Here is a 17,539-nt window from a genome sequence, read left to right on the forward strand (position 1 = left end):
CGGCAGGGTCTGCGGCTGTCTCCTGCGTGATCACGGCTTCATGACCGGCGGTCGCGAGCCGCCCCCCCTCAGCAGGACCCCCCTCACCCTTGGGGCCCCGGGGCGGGGGGGGGGGTGTGGGGGGTCGGGGTCCCGGTGATCCAGCGCCGGAGAGTGGCGTTCGTGGTGTCATCGAGCAGGCACAAGGCCTCGATGGCCTCCAGATCACCGGGCAGCGGGGCGATCCCCGCCGATGTCAGCGCGGCGTGCAGATCGAGTCGCCGTGAGTCCGCGGGGTTCAGCGGAAACGGCAGCCGCTGCTCCGGCTCGGGCGGCGGCAGGAAGAAGTCGCCGGTGTACGTGCCGCTGCCGTCGCCCAGCCTGCCGAAGAAATCGGCCCCGGGAAAACGGTAGAGATCAACAGCCATGAGAGCCTCCTCAGTGGTGTCTCCTCAGTGGTGTCACTGACTGCCAGGAGGCCCCGGCCGGCGAGAGCGGTTGCGCGAAGTGGCGATGACCACCCGTTTGGCCCTGTCGTACCGGTCGGCGGGAGGCCGGCGGCCCGTGTCCGGCCTCCGTATTCCGCTGGTCATCCGCTTCTGAGTCGCCCACCGGGCCGGAAGCGGGACAGCATGGAGTGGTGAGGTGGTCGGCGGTGGCTGCCCGCTCAGGCAGGAGCTGCAGACAGTGACCAGGCAGAGCTTTGCGTTCTGTGGGGCTGAGCTGGCCGCTGTCTATGTGCTGGCCGAAGGGGGCCGGGAGCTGCATCTGGCCGAGATGACCGGGGACCGCAGTGTCCTGTACGGACTCCCGGCGATCCTCGCGGTGGAGGGGCATTCCCCCGCCGCCGACGCCTTCCGCGCCGGCGCCTCCCTGTGGCTCAGCCCCAAGGAGCTCGCCGCCTACATCGAGAGCGACCCCCACCACTTCCCCGGGCGGATCATGCGGCACACCGGCGGAGCTTCCCCCGCCAAGGTCTCCCTGGGTGCCGTTCCGCTCGGCCGCGGGACCAAGGAGCTGGGCTGCCTGGTGGTGGCCGGAGAGGTCCCGGACGGCTTCAGCCCCGACCGGCGCGCCCTGCTGGAGCTGTACGCGGACCAGGTCGCCGCGTCGCTCGAATCGGTCGCCGCCCACGCCCCCGGGCGCGCCGCGCCCCGGCCCCAGCTGGGTCAGAGCCTGGTGCCACTGCGCGGCGGCGCGTTCATTCTGGAGCTGGCGACCGGGCGTATGGAGGCGCATGAACACGTACTGGAGCTGCTGGGCATCGCTCCCGGCCACTTCGACGGCCGGGTGGAGAGCCTGCTGGCCTGCGCCGTGCCGGACGACATCCCCGCCCTGATGGCCGTGGTGGAGCCGGACCGGCTGTCCGCCACCGCCCAGCAGCTGGCGTTCCGTATCCGCCGTCCCGGCGGAGAGCTGCGCTGGCTGGGGCTGCGCTGCCGGGTCGACGTGGACGCTGAGGGCACCCCTGAACGGGTGCTCGGGGTGGTCGCGGACGCCGCCTATCTGCGTCCCAGCGAGGACGACGTGTCCATCGTGCAGCGGCTCTCGGCCACCCTGGCGCGCGCGCGGACCATCAAGGACGTCAGCCAGCTCGTGGTGGACTCGCTGCGGGACCCGCTGCGGGCCAGCCGGGTGGCGCTCGCCGAGTTGGAGTCCGACCGGTTGGTGGTCACCCTGCTCGACCCGCCGGAGCCGGACGCCTGGCCTGATCTCTGGCGCTCCGAGTGGCGCTCCGAGTGGCCCGACGCGCCGGTGCACGCGCTGCCCACGCTGCAGAGCGCACTGCGCGAGGGCCATGTGAGCCTCTGGCCACCGGGGGCGGACCTCGAACCCGGGCTCGGCGGCATCGGACCGGGCGGTCTGGCGGTGCTGCCGCTGCCGTCCGACGGGCGCATGGTCGGGGTGTGCCTGGTCGGGTGGGACGAGGACCACCGCTTCGGGCCCGAGGAGCGCTCGCTGCTGACGGCCACGGCGGGACTCACCGGGCAGGCCCTGATGCGGGCGCACGCGCTGGACGCCGGGCACGAACTGGCCACGATGCTCCAGCGCAGTCTGCTGCCGCGGAAGCTGCCCGAGTTGCCGGGCGGGGAGGCCGTGGCCCGCTATCTCCCCGCGACGGCCGGACTTGAGGTGGGCGGCGACTGGTACGACGTGATCCCGTTGCGCGACGGGCATGTGGCCCTGGTGATCGGGGACGTCCAGGGGCACAGCGCCGGGGCGGCCACCATCATGGGCCAGATGCGCACTGCCGTCCGGGCCTACGCGGTGGAGGGGCACCCGCCCGATGTGGTGATGGCTCGCGCCAACCGGCTGCTGGTGGGCATGGAGACCGATCTGTTCGCCACCTGTCTCTACGCCGACCTGGACATGGAGGAGGGCATCGCCCGGCTGGTACGGGCCGGCCATCTGCCCCCGGTCATCCGCTACCCGGACGGCGGCACCGAGGTGATGGACATCGCCGGCGGCCCCCCGCTGGGCGTGCTCCCCGACGAGGAGTTCCCCCTGAACGAGGCGGGGCTGGCACCCGGCACCCTGCTCATCCTGCTGACCGACGGCCTGGTCGAGTCCTCGACGCTCCATGTCGACGACGGCATGCGGCGGGTGTGCGACGTGCTCGCGGCGGCCGACCCGGCGGAGCCGGGCCGGGTGGCCGACGAGCTCCTCGTCAGCGCCAGCAGGCGTGATGACGACGTCGCCGTGCTCATCCTGCGCTACGACGGCACCCGGATGCGCCCGCTGCGGACGCACTGGACGGTCTGGCGGCTGCCCAACGCGGTGCTGCACGCCCGCCGCTACACGGCACGCACCCTGCGCTCCTGGGGAGTGGTGGAGGAACTCGACGCGGCGCTGCTGGTCGTCTCGGAGCTGGTGACCAACGCGGTCGCCCACACCCAGGGCGAGGTACGGCTGGAGCTGACGCTCTCCGCCGACCGGCTGCGCATCGCCGTCAACGACGCCTCCCCCCGCAGCCCCGTCAAACCGGCCGCCATGGACTGGGAAGCCACCGGCGGCCGTGGGCTGCTGATCGTCGAGGCGAGTTCGGCGACCTGGGGCTCGGTACCGCTCAGCGGTGGGAAGCAGGTCTGGGCCGAGATCCCGCTGGCACCGCGCGAGCGGCTGCACAGCTCCTGGTAGACACTGTCTACGTCTGCCTGGTAGACACTGTCTATGAGCGAACGGGACACAGGGCTGCGAGCCCGTCTGATCGATGCCGGGATCGACCTGGTGAACAGCGAAGGGGCGCAGGCGCTGTCCCTGCGCGAGATCGCCCGCAAGGCGGGGGTGTCGCACGGCGCCCCGCGGCGCTATTTCCCGACCCATCTCGAACTGCTCTCCGCCATCGCCCAACGCGGTTTCGCCGAGCTCGCGGACCGGGCCGCTGAGACGATGGCGAAGGCTCCCGGAGACCCGCGGAGGCAGTTGGCCGCGCTGGCGCGCGCGTATCTCGACTTCGCGTTCAATCGCCGCGGCATGTTCGAGCTGATGTTCCGCCACGATCTGCTGGAGAGCAACCGGCTGGGTCTGCGCGACACGTCGCTGCCGCTCTTCTCACTGCTCACCGATCTCGTCGCCCGCGCCTGCCCGCCCGCATCCGCCGAACCCGGTACGGCGGCGCGCCAAGCATCCCCGGCGGTCGTCGCGGCGGCCCTGTGGTCGAACCTCCACGGCATCGCCCAGCTCTGGCTGTGGGGCAGCCTTCCCCTCGCTGCCGGTCTCGACAACGACATCGAACCGCTGCTCGACGCCGCACTCGAGGCCCATCTCGGGCCGGTGCGCCGATGAACGCCGGCCCACGGCGCATCGCCACGCTGGTGTGCAGCGTCGCCGGGGCGGCGATCGTCGCCCTGGACGGAACGGTACTGACCGTCGCCCAGCCCACCATGCAGCGGGACCTGGAGGCGTCGTTCCAGCAGGTGCAGTGGACCAGCACCGGCTATCTCATCGCCGTGGCGAGCCTGCTGGTGTTCGCGGGCCGCCTCGGCGACCGCTACGGCCACCGGCGGCTGTTCGCCCTGGGAACCATCGGGTTCGGCGCGACATCGGCGGCGATCTGCCTGGCCCCCGGTATCCGCTGGGTGATCGCGCTGCGGGTCACCCAGGGGATCTGCGGCGCCCTGCTCCAGCCCGCGACGCTCGGGATGCTGCGGGCCGTGTACCCGCCGGACCGGCTGGCTTCGCCGATCGCCCTGCGTACCAGCGCCATCGCCGCGGCAGCGGCCGCAGGTCCGGTCATCGGAGGGGCTCTCACCACTCATCTGGGCTGGCGGGCCGTGTTCTTCCTCAACGTCGTGCCCGCGCTGCTCATCGGGGGGCTCGCACTCGGCGCCCGCCCGACCACGACACGGAATCCCGTACAGCCGGAACGGACCGAGGGGCTCGACCTGCCCGGCGCCGGTCTGCTCGCGGCAGCCCTGGTGTTCCTGGTGCACACACTCACGGACGTGTCACGGTCGGGATGGAACCCCGCGACCACAGCCGCGGCGGTCATGGCCGTGCTGGCGACGGGTGCGCTCGTACGCCGTGAGCAGCGCGCCGCGAGCCCGCTGATACCCGCGGAAGTGATCGGTTCGACGGCGATCGCCTCGTCACTCGCCATGCTGCTGGCCGCTTCGGCGGCGATGTTCGGTGCCGTGTTCATGGGCACGTATCTACTCCAGGACGTCCTCGGCATGAATCCGCTCCAATGCGCTCTGGCCGGCCTGCCGGGCCCCGCCGCCATGGTGCTGAGCGCTCCGCTGGCCGCCTGGCTGCAACGCCGGTGGGGCCCGCGGCGGACCGCCGCCACGGCGATGGCGCTGCTCGCCCTCGGTGTCCTCGCCCTCTCGCGGCTCGGCGCCGCGTCCGGGTCGCTGGCGGTCGGCGGCGCGTTCCTGGTGCTGGGGGCCGGCTTCGGCGCGGTGATGGTCACCGCGACGGCCGTCATCGTGCGCCGGGCGCCGGCCCGGCACGCCGGGGTGGCGGGCGGGCTCCAGCAGACGGTGATGAACGTGGGTCCGGCGCTGGGCATCGCCACGGCCATCGCACTGCTGGGTCGCACCACCTTGGCGATGCCGTTCGCGCTCGCCGCACTGGCCGTGGTGGCCGCGGCGGGAGCGCTGACCGCGATCGGGCTCCCCGGGTGTTCCGCGCACACAACGCGGGCCCCGGAGCCGCCCCCGGTCTCCGTCGAAACCGCCCAGAGGCCTACGCCGGGCAGCTCACCGTCGTCCTGACGAACCGTAGCGCTCCCTGTTCCACGCCACCCCTTCAGCACCCACCGACGACTGGATGGAGTACACATCGCCGAGACGGTCGTCGCCGCGCCGACGCAGGCGCCATTCCTGGCGAGTCCGGACCGTCAGGACAGCCACCTGTGAAGCGGCTGGTGAGGCATGAGCTCCGCTTGTCGGCGGCATTGATGGGGCGGGTTCGTCCGGTCGCGTCGCTCGTGGAGGTGGCTGATGCCGTCGGTGCTCGGCCTGCTGGAAACCCGTGAGAGGAAGGTCCGGGATGAAGTGGTGCGGCTGTGGGAGGAGGCCGAGCGTGTCCGGGCGGCGCTTGGCGCAGCGGAAGCCGCGCTTGTGCGGCTGGCCGAAGCACCCGACGGGCAGGCGGGCCGGGACCGGGTCGCGGTGGCGGGCTCCATCGTGCCCGAGCGGGCCGAGGGCGTCGGCGTCGAAGGGTTGGCGCCCGAATACCAGCAGACCCTCGGCATAACGGTGTGTGCTGAGCGCGTCCCCGACTCGGTCGCCTCTCCCCGGACCACGGTCTGGTAAGAACTCGAACCGACGGGCCGAGGCGGGTGGCGCCTGCGGGTGGTCCACGCCGCCACCGTGCAGTGATCACCCACTGCGTGACCGGCGGCGCGTACAAAGGCCCGTGCGGAACCGACCCACCGAAGCCGGCCGTCACTCGGCCACGAGGGTGCCAGAAGAGGGAGCGGCACATCGCGTTCGCGTCCGCATGAGCTCTTGTCGTCTGGAGCGCCCATGACGTCCCCGTCCCAGAAGCGGACACCCGCGGTACATCCTGTTGACGAGGTTCCTCCATTCGCCCGACTCGGCGCCTTCGGACTGCAACACGTACTCGCCATGTATGCGGGTGCGGTGGCCGTTCCGCTGATCGTCGGAGGGGCGATGAAGCTGCCGCCGAGCGACCTCGCGTACTTGATCACCGCTGATCTGCTGCTGTGCGGTGTCGCCACCCTCATCCAGTGCGTGGGGTTCTGGCGCATCGGCGCACGGCTGCCGATCATGCAGGGCTGCACGTTCGCGGCGGTGGAACCGATGGTGCTCATCGGCACCGGAGAAGGCGGTCTGCGGGCGATCTACGGATCTGTGATCGTCGCCGGTCTGGCCATGATCCTGCTGGCTCCGGTCTTCGGCAGACTGCTTCGCTTCTTCCCGCCCCTGGTCACGGGCACAGTGGTCCTGGTCATCGGGCTGTCGCTGCTGCCGGTGGCAGGCAACTGGGCAGCCGGAGGCGCCGGGGCGGCGGACTTCGGCGATCCGAAGAACCTCGCGCTCGCCGGCTTCGTCCTCCTGGTGGTGCTGGGCGTCCAGCGCTTCGCGCCGCCGCTGCTGAGCCGAATCGCGGTACTGATGGGGATCGCCGTCGGCATGGCCGTCGCCCTACTCGCCGGATTCGCCGACTTCAGCGCGGTGGCGGACGCGGGCTGGCTCGGCATCAGCACACCCTTTCACTTCGGCACACCCACCTTCGATGTGCCCGCGGTCGCCGCGATGCTAGTGGTCGCCCTGGTCACCATGACCGAGGCGACGGGCGACTTCATCGCGGTCGGTCAGCTGACGGACCGCCAGGTCGATGATCGGACACTGAGCGACGGTCTGCGGGCCGACGGCCTCTCCACACTGCTCGGCGGAGTGTTCAACACCTTCCCGTACACGGCATTCGCCCAGAACATCGGCTTGATCGGTATGACTCGGGTGCGCAGCCGCTGGGTGGTCGCGTGCGCCGGCCTCATCCTGGTGCTGCTGGGCATGCTGCCGAAGCTCGGCGCCATCGTGGCGTCGATCCCGGTGCCGGTGCTGGGCGGAGCGGGTCTGGTCATGTTCGGCACCGTGGCGGCGACCGGTCTGGCGACCCTGTCGCGGGTGGACTTCAGGAACCGCCACAATCTGACCGTGGTGGGCGTCTCCGTGGCGGTCGGAATACTGCCAGTGGGCGTACCGGATCTCTACGCCAAGTTCCCCAACTGGTTCCAGACCCTTATGAACAGCGGGATCAGCGCTGCCTGCTTCACCGCGGTCGTGCTGAACCTGATCTACAACCACATGCCCGCACGAAAGTCTTCAGCCGCGCAAGCGTGAGTTCGGCGCAGGACGGACCCGAGTGAGGAGGAGTCCGATTCGGTGACGCCGCGAGTCACCGTGCCGGAGGTACCTCCCAGGCGAAGTTTCGGGGGGCGTGACGGGGCGAACGGCGCCGCCTGACGCGGCATAGCACTAGGCCGTCGGCGGCTCGATCCGGCGCAGGCGCTCGGCGTCGCAGACGCGCGGGCAGGTGCCGCAGGCTTCGGCGGGGCGGATCGTGTAGTACAGGCAGCAGCCGAGCCGGGTGCGGGTCGGATGCGACCGGCCGTCGCGCCCGGCGAGGTGGCGGAAGTCCGCGCCGCCGGGGAAGGGCGGCAGGGGCCCCGGAAGTAGTTCTGCCGCCGCGTGTACCGCCCGCTCCTCCTGCCCGAGCACCCGGCCGAGGTACCAGATTCCCGAGACCAGGTCATCACCGACCATGCCCCACAAGGCTCGCGGGCCCCTGCGCAGCCGGGGGCCCATCGCGGCCAGCAGGGGCCGTACCAGGTCGGCGGCCATCGCGCGCAGCTCGGACCGCAGGGCCTCCTCGTGCGCCAGTACGCGAACCCCGGGCAGTCCGGCGGCGGGATCGCCGGGCAGGCAGGCGAAGCCGCCGGGTACGACGGCGAGGTCACCCGTGGTCAGGCTGACCCGGACATCGGCCGGATGGAGGCGGGGAACCCGGCGATCGAGGTACCACGGGCCGCTGACGAGCAGCGCTACGGACCACAGGTAGCCGTGCAGCGCCCGTGACGCGACCACGTCGGCGCGTGCCGTGTGGTCGTGCTCCCGGTGGATCCGCAGCGCCTCGGATTCGAGGAAGGCGTCGAGATACTCCTGACGCGTGGCCAGTTCCATGCCGTCGGCCCACCCCTGATCGGCCGGTGGGCCCGGCGGGAGCACCCGCGTCTGCCAGGCGGGGCAGAGCGCGCGGAGCGCCCGGTAGCGGGATGCCAGCACGGCGGAGCAGCTCACGGCGGATCCGGCCGACGGATATGCCGGGGCCAGGGTCACGGACGCTCCTCGGAGGACGACGCAGAATGAGAGTTCGGCTAAGGCAAGGCTCACCTTAACCATACGAAGATCCCTTCGCGCCAACCGGACCGGCGTCTGGGCGAATTGACAGAGTTAGGTGCACCTAACCTAGGCTCTCGGCTCATGTCCCGGAACCATGCCAGCGTCTACCTGCTGGCGCTGAACCCGACTGACGCGGTCTCCGAGGGGTTCCTCCCCGCCGCCGACCGGCTCGGCGCAGCCGTCACCGTGCTCACCGACCAGCCCGCGGCGCACCGTGCGCGCCATCCCGGCCTCGAGGTGCTGGACTGCGAGGTGCGGGACTTCCGGGCGGTGATCAGCCGGATCTCCGCACAGGGACCGGCACCGGACGCGGTCTTCACCAACAGCGACCACCTCCAGACCCAGGCAGCCTTGGCGGCGGACTACTTCGGGCTGCCGTCCAAGGACTGGCGGGCCGCACTGCGCACCAAGGACAAGGCCGAGATGCGGCGCCATCTGGCCGCCCGGGGCGCGGACACGGTCCGCTCGACCGAGCTGCCCGCAGGGCAGGACCCGTCCGTGGCGCTCGCCGGGCTCGACCTGCCGTACCCGTGTGTGGTGAAACCCCGCGAGGGCGTGGCCAGCGAGGACGTGGTGCTGGTCGGCGATCACACGGAGCTGGTGCGGCGCTGCCGGGAGATCCAGGGCCGGCGGCCGGGCGCCGCGCTGGTGGTCGAGGAGTTCCTCCCTGGCGAGCTGTACACCCTGGAGACACTGGGTGACGGACGGGTCCGTCATGTGCTGGGCGGATTCCACACCGAGGTGTCCAAACCGCCCTACTTCATCGAGGAGCGGCTGACCTACGTCCCCGACCACCCGCGGTCGATACGCGACCAGGTGCTCGCCCAGCTCGACGCACTCGGGATCGGTTTCGGCGCCTGCCACACGGAGTTCGTGGTGCACCAGGGGCGTGCGCGTATCGTCGAGGTCAACTACCGCGCCATCGGCGACCAGTGCGATCTGCTACTCGCCGAGCTGCTGGACATCCCGCTCTTCGAGCACATCCTGCGGACCCACCTCGGCGAGCCGCTGCCCGATGATCTGGGTGCGCGCAGGGACGGTGCCGCCCGGCTCGACTACCCGTGCGCGGACCGCGCGGGCACACTGGTCGCCGCCCCCGCCGCCAGCGAGGTCGAGGACGGCGGGGTCAGACTGACGTACCGGCCGCTGCGGGAGCTCGGGGAGCGGCACGAACTCCATGGCACCAACCGCGACTTCCTCGGTGTCGTCCGGGCCACCGGCACCGACCGCGAGCGGGTGGACGGGGCCGTGAGCGCGTTTCTGGCCGCGCAGCGCTGGGAGATCGCACCGTGACGTTCCCGGCGGCGGCCGCCGCCACGGGCGGGACCGAGCGGCGCGACGAAGGCGAACTGGTTCTGCGCGTCCTCAGTGCCCTACTGCGCGAGGACGTGGTGGGGTTGCGCACACGCAGTACGAAGGCCGACCTCCCGGATGGCGGCTGGCTGCGGCTGGAGACACCCGGTCCTGACGCGCTACTGCTGCCGGTGCGGGGCGACGGCTTCCAGTGCGAGTGGGCCGCGCGGCAGCCGCTGCTGCGCCGGGAGTCCACCGGGACCGACCTGGCGAGCTGTGATGACATCCTCGCCGCGCTGCGGGAGCTCGCGCCCGAAGAGGACCGTTCCGGGTTCGACGCCTTCACCGAGGAGTGCCGGCAGGCGCTCACCACCGTACGCCTGCACGCCAGTTCACAGGACCAGGTGCTCGACGCGCTGACGGCGCGCTACGGCGCGGACCCGTCGAGGTGGGCGGGGCTCGGCGGCTCCCTGGCCCATGACACGCTCGCCGCCCGGCATGACCACCCGGTCTATCCGACCGGGCGCGGCCGGTCCGGCCTGGGCTCGGCGGCGCTGAAGGCGTACGCCCCCGAGTTCCACCCCCGGTTCGCCCTGCGCTGGCTCGTCCTGCCGCGTGACCTGGTCAGCGTCCGGGGGCGGCTGCCGTTCCCGACGCCCGCGTCCCTCGGGCTGCCCTGGCTGGACGGCACCGGTCATCTCGCGCTCCCGGTCCATCCGCTGACGGCCGAAGGACCCCTCGGGGACGCTCTGCGCACGGCAGGTCTCGACAAACGGGCCGTCCTCGCCGAGCAGCCGTATCTCGACGTGGTGCCCACCCTGTCCATGCGCACCGTGGCGCTCGCCGACACCCCCGGAACCCATCTCAAACTCCCGCTGGCGACCTCGTCCCTGGGCAAGCTGAACCGGCGCACCATCAAGCCGGGCACCCTCGCCGACGGCGCCGCGGTCCAGCGCCTGATCGAGTCGGTCATCGCGCGTGAGCCGCGGTTCCGGGACAGCGTGCTGCACGCCGACGAGACCAGCTACGCCCACGCGGGCCATGAACTACTCGCCGTGCTGGTGCGCCGCTGGCCCGCCGGTCTGGACGGCGCGGTGGTCGTACCGCTGGCCGCCCTGCTGAGCACGGCACCAGACGGGCGCCCGGTGCTCGACCATCTCGCCGGGCGCTTCTACGGCGGCGACCGGCTAGCCCTGCTGGACGCCGCGCTGTCGCTGCTGATCGACTGGGCGACCACGCTCATCGGCTATGGAATCGCCCTGGAGTCCCACCAGCAGAACGTCTCCCTGGCGCTGGACGAGCACGCCGGACGGCCCAGGATCAGACTCCTGTTCAAGGACAACGACGGGCCGCGTATCAACCGTGTGCGGCTCGCCTCGGCACTCGGGGAGCCGGCGCCCCTCCCGTCGGCGTTCGACGATCCCCGGATCGTCTGCGACAGCGACCGGCCGGTGGCCGCTCTGTTCACCACCATCACCGTCCATCTGTGCGCAGCTGCCTACGCCTTCGAACTCGACCGGCTCGGCCACGCCCCGCTCGACGCCCTGCTCGGGCTCGTACGCACCCGGCTCGCCGAGGCCGCGGAGCGTCTCGGCACCGGGACCGGTGATGCCGGCGCCGTAGTGCGCGAACATGTCCTGGACGCGGCGGAGTTGCCCGTCAAGGCGATGGTCACCGCGGGCACCCTGCTCAGCAAAGCACGATCGGGAGCTTCCGACATCAACAAGCACTACACGACAGGACCCAACTACCTACTCCGGGGAGTGTGACCCCGATGGCGCCGCCCACTCGCTCGTCCGCCCACCATCCCTGGTCCAGCCACGCCCCGAATCGTCCCGGACGGCAGCGGGGAAGGACGGCCGGGCTGCCCACCGCCGATGAGGCCGTGGCCCACACCCTGCTCAACTGCCTGCTGCGTGAAGTGTCCGGACCCGAGCGCCAGACCGCCGTCATCGACGGCCATCTGCTGGTGCGGCTGCCCTGCCGCGGCGTGCTGCTCCGGGTGGCCCTGCGCCGCACGTCGCTGCTCGGGGCGCACCGCTTCACGGGTCCGGTCACCGAGCAGAGCGACGGTCAAGGCAGCGGCGGCTGGCAGGAGACCGGCTGGCGGCGGCTCGCCGAACACATCCACGCGGAGCTCTCGCTGCGCACGGGCGGCAATGACGAGTTCCTGGCCCAGGTCGCGTCGAGCCACCGGGGAGTGTCCGCTGCCCTGGCCGCCGTTTCGTCCCGGCTCGGCACACCCGCCGCCGAGCGGACGGGGACCGGGGCCGGGGACGATGCCCCGCTCGCGGCCTATCTCGCGTCCGAGCAGTCGCTGGCCCTGGGCCACCGCTTCCACCCCACGCCCAAGGCCCGTGGCGGTGATCCCACCGTCTGGGCGGCATACGCTCCGGAGGCGGCCGCCTCCTTCCCGCTGCGCCTGCTCGCCGTGCGCGATGACCTGATCGCGCAAGACGCCGCCGCCGGCGACCCGCTGCACGTACTGGACCGGCTCGGCGCGGCGCCCGACGGCTACCGGCTGCTTCCCGCGCACCCCTGGCAGTACGCCCTGCTGCGGGATCATCCGGCGCTGCGTGCGGCCCTCGACCGCCGTGACGTCCTCGACCTCGGGCCGGGGCGCACACCGTTCACGGCGACGGCGTCCGTCCGGACCGTCTACGACGGACACACGTTCCTGAAGTTCAGCCTGAATATCCGGATCACCAACTGCCTGCGCAAGAACGCCCGTTACGAACTCGCCGGCGCGGTCGCCCTCACCCGGCTGCTCGGTCCCGTATACGACGATCTCGGCGCGCGGTTCCCGGACAGCGGACTGCTGCGTGAACCCGGCTACCGCAGCCTCGCGCTCCCCGGCGCGGACGGGAATCCCGAGCTCGCCCTGCTGGAAGGCCTCGGCGTGATCGTACGGGAGGGACTCGACGGCCGGCTCCGCCCCGGGGTCACCCCGCTGCTGGCGGCGGCGGTCGCGGACGAGTACCCCACGGGCCCCGGCCATGTCTCCCGTCTCCTCCCCGGCGGCGATCCGGGCGCGGCCCTGTCCTGGTGGCGCGCCTATCTGGACCTGCTCGTCCCGCCCGTGCTGGCCGCTTACTTCGACCACGGTGTGGTGCTGGAACCCCATCTGCAGAACGTCATCGTCGGAGTCGACCGGGCAGGCAGACCCGCGCAGCTCCTCTTCCGTGACCTTGAGGGGACCAAGCTGCTGCCCGGCCACCACGCTCGGGCACTCGCCGCCCTCGATCCGGAGGTCGCGGGCCCGCTGACCTACGCAGCCGACCGCGGCTGGGACCGGGTGGTCTACTGCCTGATGGTGAACCACATCTCCGAGATGCTCGCCGCCATCGCCGATCTGCACCCCGGCGCGGAGATCCCGCTGTGGCTCCAGGTGCGGCGGACACTGGGCGACTACGCCGACCGCCACGGCTGCCCGCCACGGCTGAGGGCGCTCCTCACGGGCGGGCCACTGCCCGCCAAGGCCAATCTGCTCACCCGCTGGGCCCGGAGGGCAGACCGTGCGGCAGGCTATGTCCGGCTGCCCTCGCCACTCGCGCCGGACGTACTGTCCGGGGCTGTCAGCGCCGACGACATCTGGAGCGCCCGTTGACAACCGCGGTACGGGAACGTGTGCTTGCCCTTTCGTCAGACGAACTCCCCGCCTATGTCTACGACCTGGCGGCGCTGCGGGAGCACGCGGCCGCCGTCAGGTCCGCGCTGCCGGACCGTGTCGAGATGTACTACGCGGCCAAGGCCAATCCCGAGCCGGAGATACTCACCACGCTCGCCCCGTATGTGGACGGCGCCGAGGTGGCGTCGGGCGGTGAACTGGCCCATGTCGCCAAGGCCGTTCCGGATCTGCCGCTCGCCTTCGGCGGGCCGGGCAAGACCCCGGACGAGATCGCGGCGGCGCTGGCCGCGGGCGTGGCCCGCTTCCATGTCGAAAGCGCTCGGGAACTGCGGATGCTGGCGCATATCGCCGCGCGGACGGTAGTGCCCGGGCAGCGGCCGCGGGTCGGTGTGCTGCTCCGCTTCAACCTCCCCCTCGCCGAGGACGCGATGCGGGGCAGCTCGCTCTCCATGGGCGGCCGGCCGACGCCGTTCGGCATCGACCCCTCCGAGGCGGACGACCTGGTCCGCGCCCTGTCCAGCGGCGGGTACCCGCCGCTGGAGCTGTACGGGATACACGCCCATCTCGCCAGCGGTCTCGGCGCGGCGGCGCAGCTCGCCGTCGCGGAGTCCGTGGTGGCCTGGGCGGTGCGCCTGGCCGAGCGCCATGGTGTGGCGCTGCGCGAGGTCAACGTCGGCGGGGGGATGGCGGTGGACTACGCCCGCCCGGGCGCCCGGTTCGACTGGGCGGCCTACGGGGCGGGGCTCTCGCGCCTCACCGCCGCGTACCCCGGCCTGCGGCTGCGGATCGAGCCGGGTCGCGCCCTGACCGCGTACTCGGGCTGGTACGCCACCGAGGTACTGGATGTGAAGAGCAGCCACGGCGAGGAGTTCGCCGTGGTGCGCGGTGGCACCCACCATCTGCGCACCCCCGCCACGAAGGGCCACGACCAGCCCTGCGCGGTGCTGCCGGTGGCCGCCTGGCCGCATCCCTGGCCGCGGGCCGCCGCCCGGCTGGACCGGATCACCATGGCCGGTCAGCTCTGCACGCCCAAGGACGTACTGGCCCGCCGGGTACCGGTACCGGAGTCGGGACTGCGGGCCGGGGACCGTGTGGTGTTCGCGCTCGCGGGTGCGTACGCGTGGAACATCTCGCACCACGACTTCCTGATGCACCCCCGCCCGGGATTCCACTTCCTGGGCGGTGCGGCAACCCGCAGTGGTACGAGAGGCGCCGTCAGCGGTTGAAGTGGCTGAACCCCACCTCGAAGCGCTCCACGGAGAGCACGCGCTGGCCTTCCCTGCGCGCGGTCTCCTCACGGATCCGGGCTGCCCGCTGCTCGCTGTCCCGCATCGCCTGCTCGTCCTCCCACAAGGTCATCGACACGGCCTTCCCCGATGCCCGGTCCACGAGGTAGTAGACGCCCACGAACCCGTGCGCGTCCTGGACCTGCTTGACGACGGCTTCCGAAGTCGCCGACAGATCGCCGTCCGCGGGAACGGGTGATCCTTGATAGGTGCTCAGTCTCGCGAACATCACGGCACCCCTTCCTCGAAGACCGGCGGCCGGACAGCCTGCGGTCTCTGGACCAGCGTGCCCCGGCATGCGGCACGCCGCAATCCGCGCGGTCGCGTGTCAGCCCACGTACCGCCGGGGGATGCTCACTGGGCCTTGACCGTCCGCAGCACGGCTCCGTCGAAGTCGGCGGCAAGGTAGCCCGACGCGAGGGACTCGTCCGAGAGATAGACGTTGACCGTGGGCACGCTGTCGAACACCGGGCCCCGGACGATGACGTAGCGCATCGTCGGCTTCTTGACGCCCAGCTCCTTCTCGGCCTTCTCGATGAGCGCCGGCAGGCGGTCCCATTTGACCTTGCTGACATCGATCGGCCCGGTGTACCCGAAGCCCATCGTGCTGCCCGCGCCCTGCTTCGACGCGTAGCCGTTGCGGTACTCGTACCTGTACTTCCTCTTCTCACCTCCGGAGCCGGGGATCTCGGCGAACGCGTACTCCTCGTACACGGTGAGCTCGACGAACTCCGTGGTCCGGGTCTTCGCCTCCAGTGCCTTGATCACACTGCGCACACCACTTGCGGTGAGCAGGTTCTTGGTCTCCTTGGACGGTGGCAGGGCTGTGTCCGTCGGCGCGTCCCCACTGCTGCCCTCCGTGCTGTCACCACTGTCCCGGGTGCCCCCTGCCGGGGCCGAGGCGGCACCCGGTTCCTGGGTGCGGCCCTGGGGTGTGCCCCCGTCACCGAAGGGCCCGATCTTGAGCGCGACCATGGACACGACGGTCACCGCGGCTACGGCGCCGAGCACGCCCGCCGGCGCCTTCCAGCGCCTCGTCCGGCGTCCGGCGGCGGGCTGGGCACCGAACGGGTCCAGCGGGGTGGTGCCCGCGGACGGAGCCGGATACGGGTTCGGGGTCGGGGTGTGCACGGCGGGTGTCGCGTAGGGGTTCGTGGCCGAGGCGTACGCAGGCGGGGTATGCGCCGGAGGCGTGCCGTACGGCGGCGCCACGGCGGGAGCCACCGGGGACGGTGTGGTGGAGGGCGGCGGCAGCGGATACGACGTCGTCGCCGTCGGGGGCTGTGCGGTCGGCCCGTTCAGGGCCCCGCGTCCGGCCTCGGCGAGCATCCACTCCAGGGACTCCGCGTCGGGACGGGCGGCGGTGTTCCGTACCAGAAGGGCGTTCAGTACGGGAGCGAACGGTCCGGAGCGCACGGGAGTGGGGATCGGCTCGTCCAGCACGGCGACGAGCGTCGAGAGGCTGGTCTCGCGGCGCAACGGGTGGCTGCCCTCAAGGGCGACGTAGAGCAGCATGCCGAGCGACCACAGGTCGGATGCAGGGTTGCCCTCTTCACCGCGGATGCGCTCGGGGGCGATGTACTCGGGAGACCCGATGAGATCGCCCGTGGCGGTCAGGCTGGTCGACTCGCGCAGCGCCGCGATACCGAAGTCCGTGAGCACGGGACTGCCGTCGGGGCGGAGCAGCACGTTAGCCGGCTTCACATCCCGGTGCTGGATGCCCTCCGCGTGGGCGGCTCGCAGAGCGGACAGCACGCCCTGGCCGACTCGCAGTGCCTCGGGAAAGCCCAACGGGCCCCGGGTGAGCCGTTCGTGCAGTGACTCGCCGCGGACCAGCTCCATCACGATCCACGGGTAGGCATCGCCGGACCGGGCCTCGACGTCCTGCGCGCTGGCCGCGCTGTTGACGATGTGGTAGATCGTGACCACATGCGGATGGGCGATCCGGGCGAGCGCCTGGGCCTCACGCAGCACGCGCGCGCTGAGCATCTGCGCCCGGGCGGGATCCGTGTCCTGGACGGCGGCGTCCGGAGGGCGTACCTCCTTCAGCGCGACCTCGCGGTGCAACATGATGTCGCGGGCCCGCCACACATTGCCCATGCCGCCGCTGCCAAGCCTGCCGAGCAGCTCGAACCGGCCGTCGACGAGCCGTCTGCCACTCCCCCTGTTGTCCATGGCAGGTCAGCTTACGAGGAAGGCATCAGCCCTCGCACAGCAGACCCGGAACGGGACGCGGGAACCTCTCGCGGCCGATCCCCGGACCACCAAGGCTCAATGGCCGGCGACCAGCTTCACAGCGATGACCGCCACACCGATGCCCATGTCGATCAGCCCCGAGATCATCGCGTTCAGCGGCCCGTTGCCCATCCGCAGTCCGGTACGCCAGCCCCAGAAGAACAGGGTGCCGACCTCCACTGCGGCGCTCATCAGCAGCGCCGGCACCAGGCCCAGTGCACCGAGAGCGGATGCCCCGATCAGCACCAGCGGACCCACGGCGGTGAGCAGCAGCGGCGCGGACACATAGAGCGTGGTGCGCAGTTCGAGGCGGCTCGCGCCGCGCTTCGTCACAGCCCGGTGCGCCTGCTCGTCGGCGACCACGGTGGCCAGCCAGACCCCGAGCGCCGTGACGGCCACGGTGAGTGCGGCTTCGAGGTGGTCGGGTACCGCGGTCTCTGCGAGCGCCACCACGACGGCGGTGAGGGTCAGGGTCGCGTAGATCCGTTCCTTGAGCCGGGCGGCGGCGGTGTCACCGGCCCGGGCGGCGGTGGCCGCCGTACTGCCCCTCAGTGGGGACGCCGAACCGGGCTCGGGTTCGGGAGCGGTCATGACGCCTCCGTGGATACCCCGGCCAGCGGGCCGGGGAGGAAACGGGCTCCTGGGGAACAGGGCCGGAATAGGGGGGAAGGGGGCGGGGGGGGGTTGGGGGGAGGGCCGGTGGTGTGTATGCAGGAGGGTCGGGCGGCCACGCCCCCCCGGCGGGG

At 71.8% G+C, this 17,539-nt stretch carries 14 protein-coding genes; 9 read left to right on the forward strand and 5 right to left on the reverse strand.

The features are described 5' to 3' along the window. Positions 1-83: 83 nt before the first annotated feature. Positions 84-407, reverse strand: a complete 324-nt coding sequence (locus tag ACFWI9_RS19610) for a hypothetical protein (RefSeq protein ID WP_387163622.1) — start codon at positions 405-407, stop codon at positions 84-86. 259 nt (positions 408-666) lie between these two features. Here ACFWI9_RS19610 and ACFWI9_RS19615 point away from each other — a divergent pair, with 259 nt between their 5' ends. From ACFWI9_RS19615 to ACFWI9_RS19635, 5 genes are all read left to right on the forward strand, one after another. Further along, positions 667-3,117, forward strand: coding sequence for a SpoIIE family protein phosphatase (locus tag ACFWI9_RS19615; RefSeq protein WP_387163623.1), 2,451 nt, complete (start codon positions 667-669; stop codon positions 3,115-3,117). Positions 3,118-3,150: 33 nt separating this feature from the next. Further along, the gene (locus ACFWI9_RS19620; RefSeq protein WP_387163625.1) at positions 3,151-3,765 is read left to right on the forward strand and encodes a TetR/AcrR family transcriptional regulator; all 615 of its coding nucleotides are present in this window, start codon (positions 3,151-3,153) and stop codon (positions 3,763-3,765) included. After that, the gene (locus ACFWI9_RS19625) at positions 3,762-5,195 is read left to right on the forward strand and encodes an MFS transporter (protein WP_387163627.1); all 1,434 of its coding nucleotides are present in this window, start codon (positions 3,762-3,764) and stop codon (positions 5,193-5,195) included. The genes ACFWI9_RS19620 and ACFWI9_RS19625 overlap by 4 nt, the downstream gene beginning before the upstream one ends. Before the next feature lie 228 nt (positions 5,196-5,423). Then, entirely contained in the window at positions 5,424-5,738 is a 315-nt protein-coding gene (locus ACFWI9_RS19630) for a hypothetical protein (protein ID WP_387163629.1), read from the forward strand. A 213-nt stretch (positions 5,739-5,951) separates the two neighbouring features. Next, complete coding sequence (locus ACFWI9_RS19635) at positions 5,952-7,292, forward strand: nucleobase:cation symporter-2 family protein (RefSeq protein ID WP_387163631.1); 1,341 nt, start codon at positions 5,952-5,954, stop codon at positions 7,290-7,292. Positions 7,293-7,427: 135 nt separating this feature from the next. On the opposite strand, the gene ACFWI9_RS19640 is transcribed toward ACFWI9_RS19635, so the two are convergent. Then, positions 7,428-8,288 carry a (2Fe-2S)-binding protein gene (locus tag ACFWI9_RS19640; RefSeq protein ID WP_387163633.1) on the reverse strand — a complete coding sequence of 287 codons (861 nt, stop codon included), beginning with the start codon at positions 8,286-8,288 and terminating at the stop codon, positions 7,428-7,430. A 144-nt stretch (positions 8,289-8,432) separates the two neighbouring features. Here ACFWI9_RS19640 and ACFWI9_RS19645 point away from each other — a divergent pair, with 144 nt between their 5' ends. From ACFWI9_RS19645 to ACFWI9_RS19660, 4 genes are read left to right on the forward strand one after another with little or no spacing between them, the layout of a single operon-like run. Beyond that, complete coding sequence (locus tag ACFWI9_RS19645) at positions 8,433-9,644, forward strand: acetyl-CoA carboxylase biotin carboxylase subunit family protein (RefSeq protein ID WP_387163635.1); 1,212 nt, start codon at positions 8,433-8,435, stop codon at positions 9,642-9,644. Then, positions 9,641-11,413 carry an IucA/IucC family protein gene (locus ACFWI9_RS19650; RefSeq protein ID WP_387163637.1) on the forward strand — a complete coding sequence of 591 codons (1,773 nt, stop codon included), beginning with the start codon at positions 9,641-9,643 and terminating at the stop codon, positions 11,411-11,413. Before ACFWI9_RS19645 ends, ACFWI9_RS19650 begins: the two co-directional genes overlap by 4 nt. A 5-nt stretch (positions 11,414-11,418) precedes the next feature. Continuing rightward, entirely contained in the window at positions 11,419-13,251 is a 1,833-nt protein-coding gene (locus ACFWI9_RS19655) for an IucA/IucC family protein (RefSeq protein ID WP_387163638.1), read from the forward strand. Next, on the forward strand, positions 13,248-14,498 hold the full coding sequence (locus tag ACFWI9_RS19660) for a type III PLP-dependent enzyme (RefSeq protein WP_387163641.1): 1,251 nt from the start codon (positions 13,248-13,250) through the stop codon (positions 14,496-14,498). The genes ACFWI9_RS19655 and ACFWI9_RS19660 overlap by 4 nt, the downstream gene beginning before the upstream one ends. Here ACFWI9_RS19660 and ACFWI9_RS19665 read toward each other — a convergent pair. The 3 genes from ACFWI9_RS19665 to ACFWI9_RS19675 all read right to left on the reverse strand — a co-directional run bounded on the left by ACFWI9_RS19665 (position 14,488) and on the right by ACFWI9_RS19675 (position 17,384). After that, a complete protein-coding gene (locus ACFWI9_RS19665) occupies positions 14,488-14,787 on the reverse strand; it encodes a hypothetical protein (RefSeq protein ID WP_387163643.1) in 300 nt (99 codons plus the stop codon). The genes ACFWI9_RS19660 and ACFWI9_RS19665 overlap by 11 nt on opposite strands. A 125-nt stretch (positions 14,788-14,912) precedes the next feature. Beyond that, positions 14,913-16,733, reverse strand: coding sequence for a protein kinase (locus ACFWI9_RS19670; RefSeq protein WP_387163645.1), 1,821 nt, complete (start codon positions 16,731-16,733; stop codon positions 14,913-14,915). Between the two features lie 96 nt (positions 16,734-16,829). Next, positions 16,830-17,384 carry a hypothetical protein gene (locus ACFWI9_RS19675; protein ID WP_387163648.1) on the reverse strand — a complete coding sequence of 185 codons (555 nt, stop codon included), beginning with the start codon at positions 17,382-17,384 and terminating at the stop codon, positions 16,830-16,832. Between the last annotated feature and the right edge of the window lie 155 nt (positions 17,385-17,539).

Source organism: Streptomyces sp. NPDC127084, assembly GCF_042724175.1.
Taxonomy (GTDB): Bacteria; Actinomycetota; Actinomycetes; order Streptomycetales; family Streptomycetaceae; genus Streptomyces.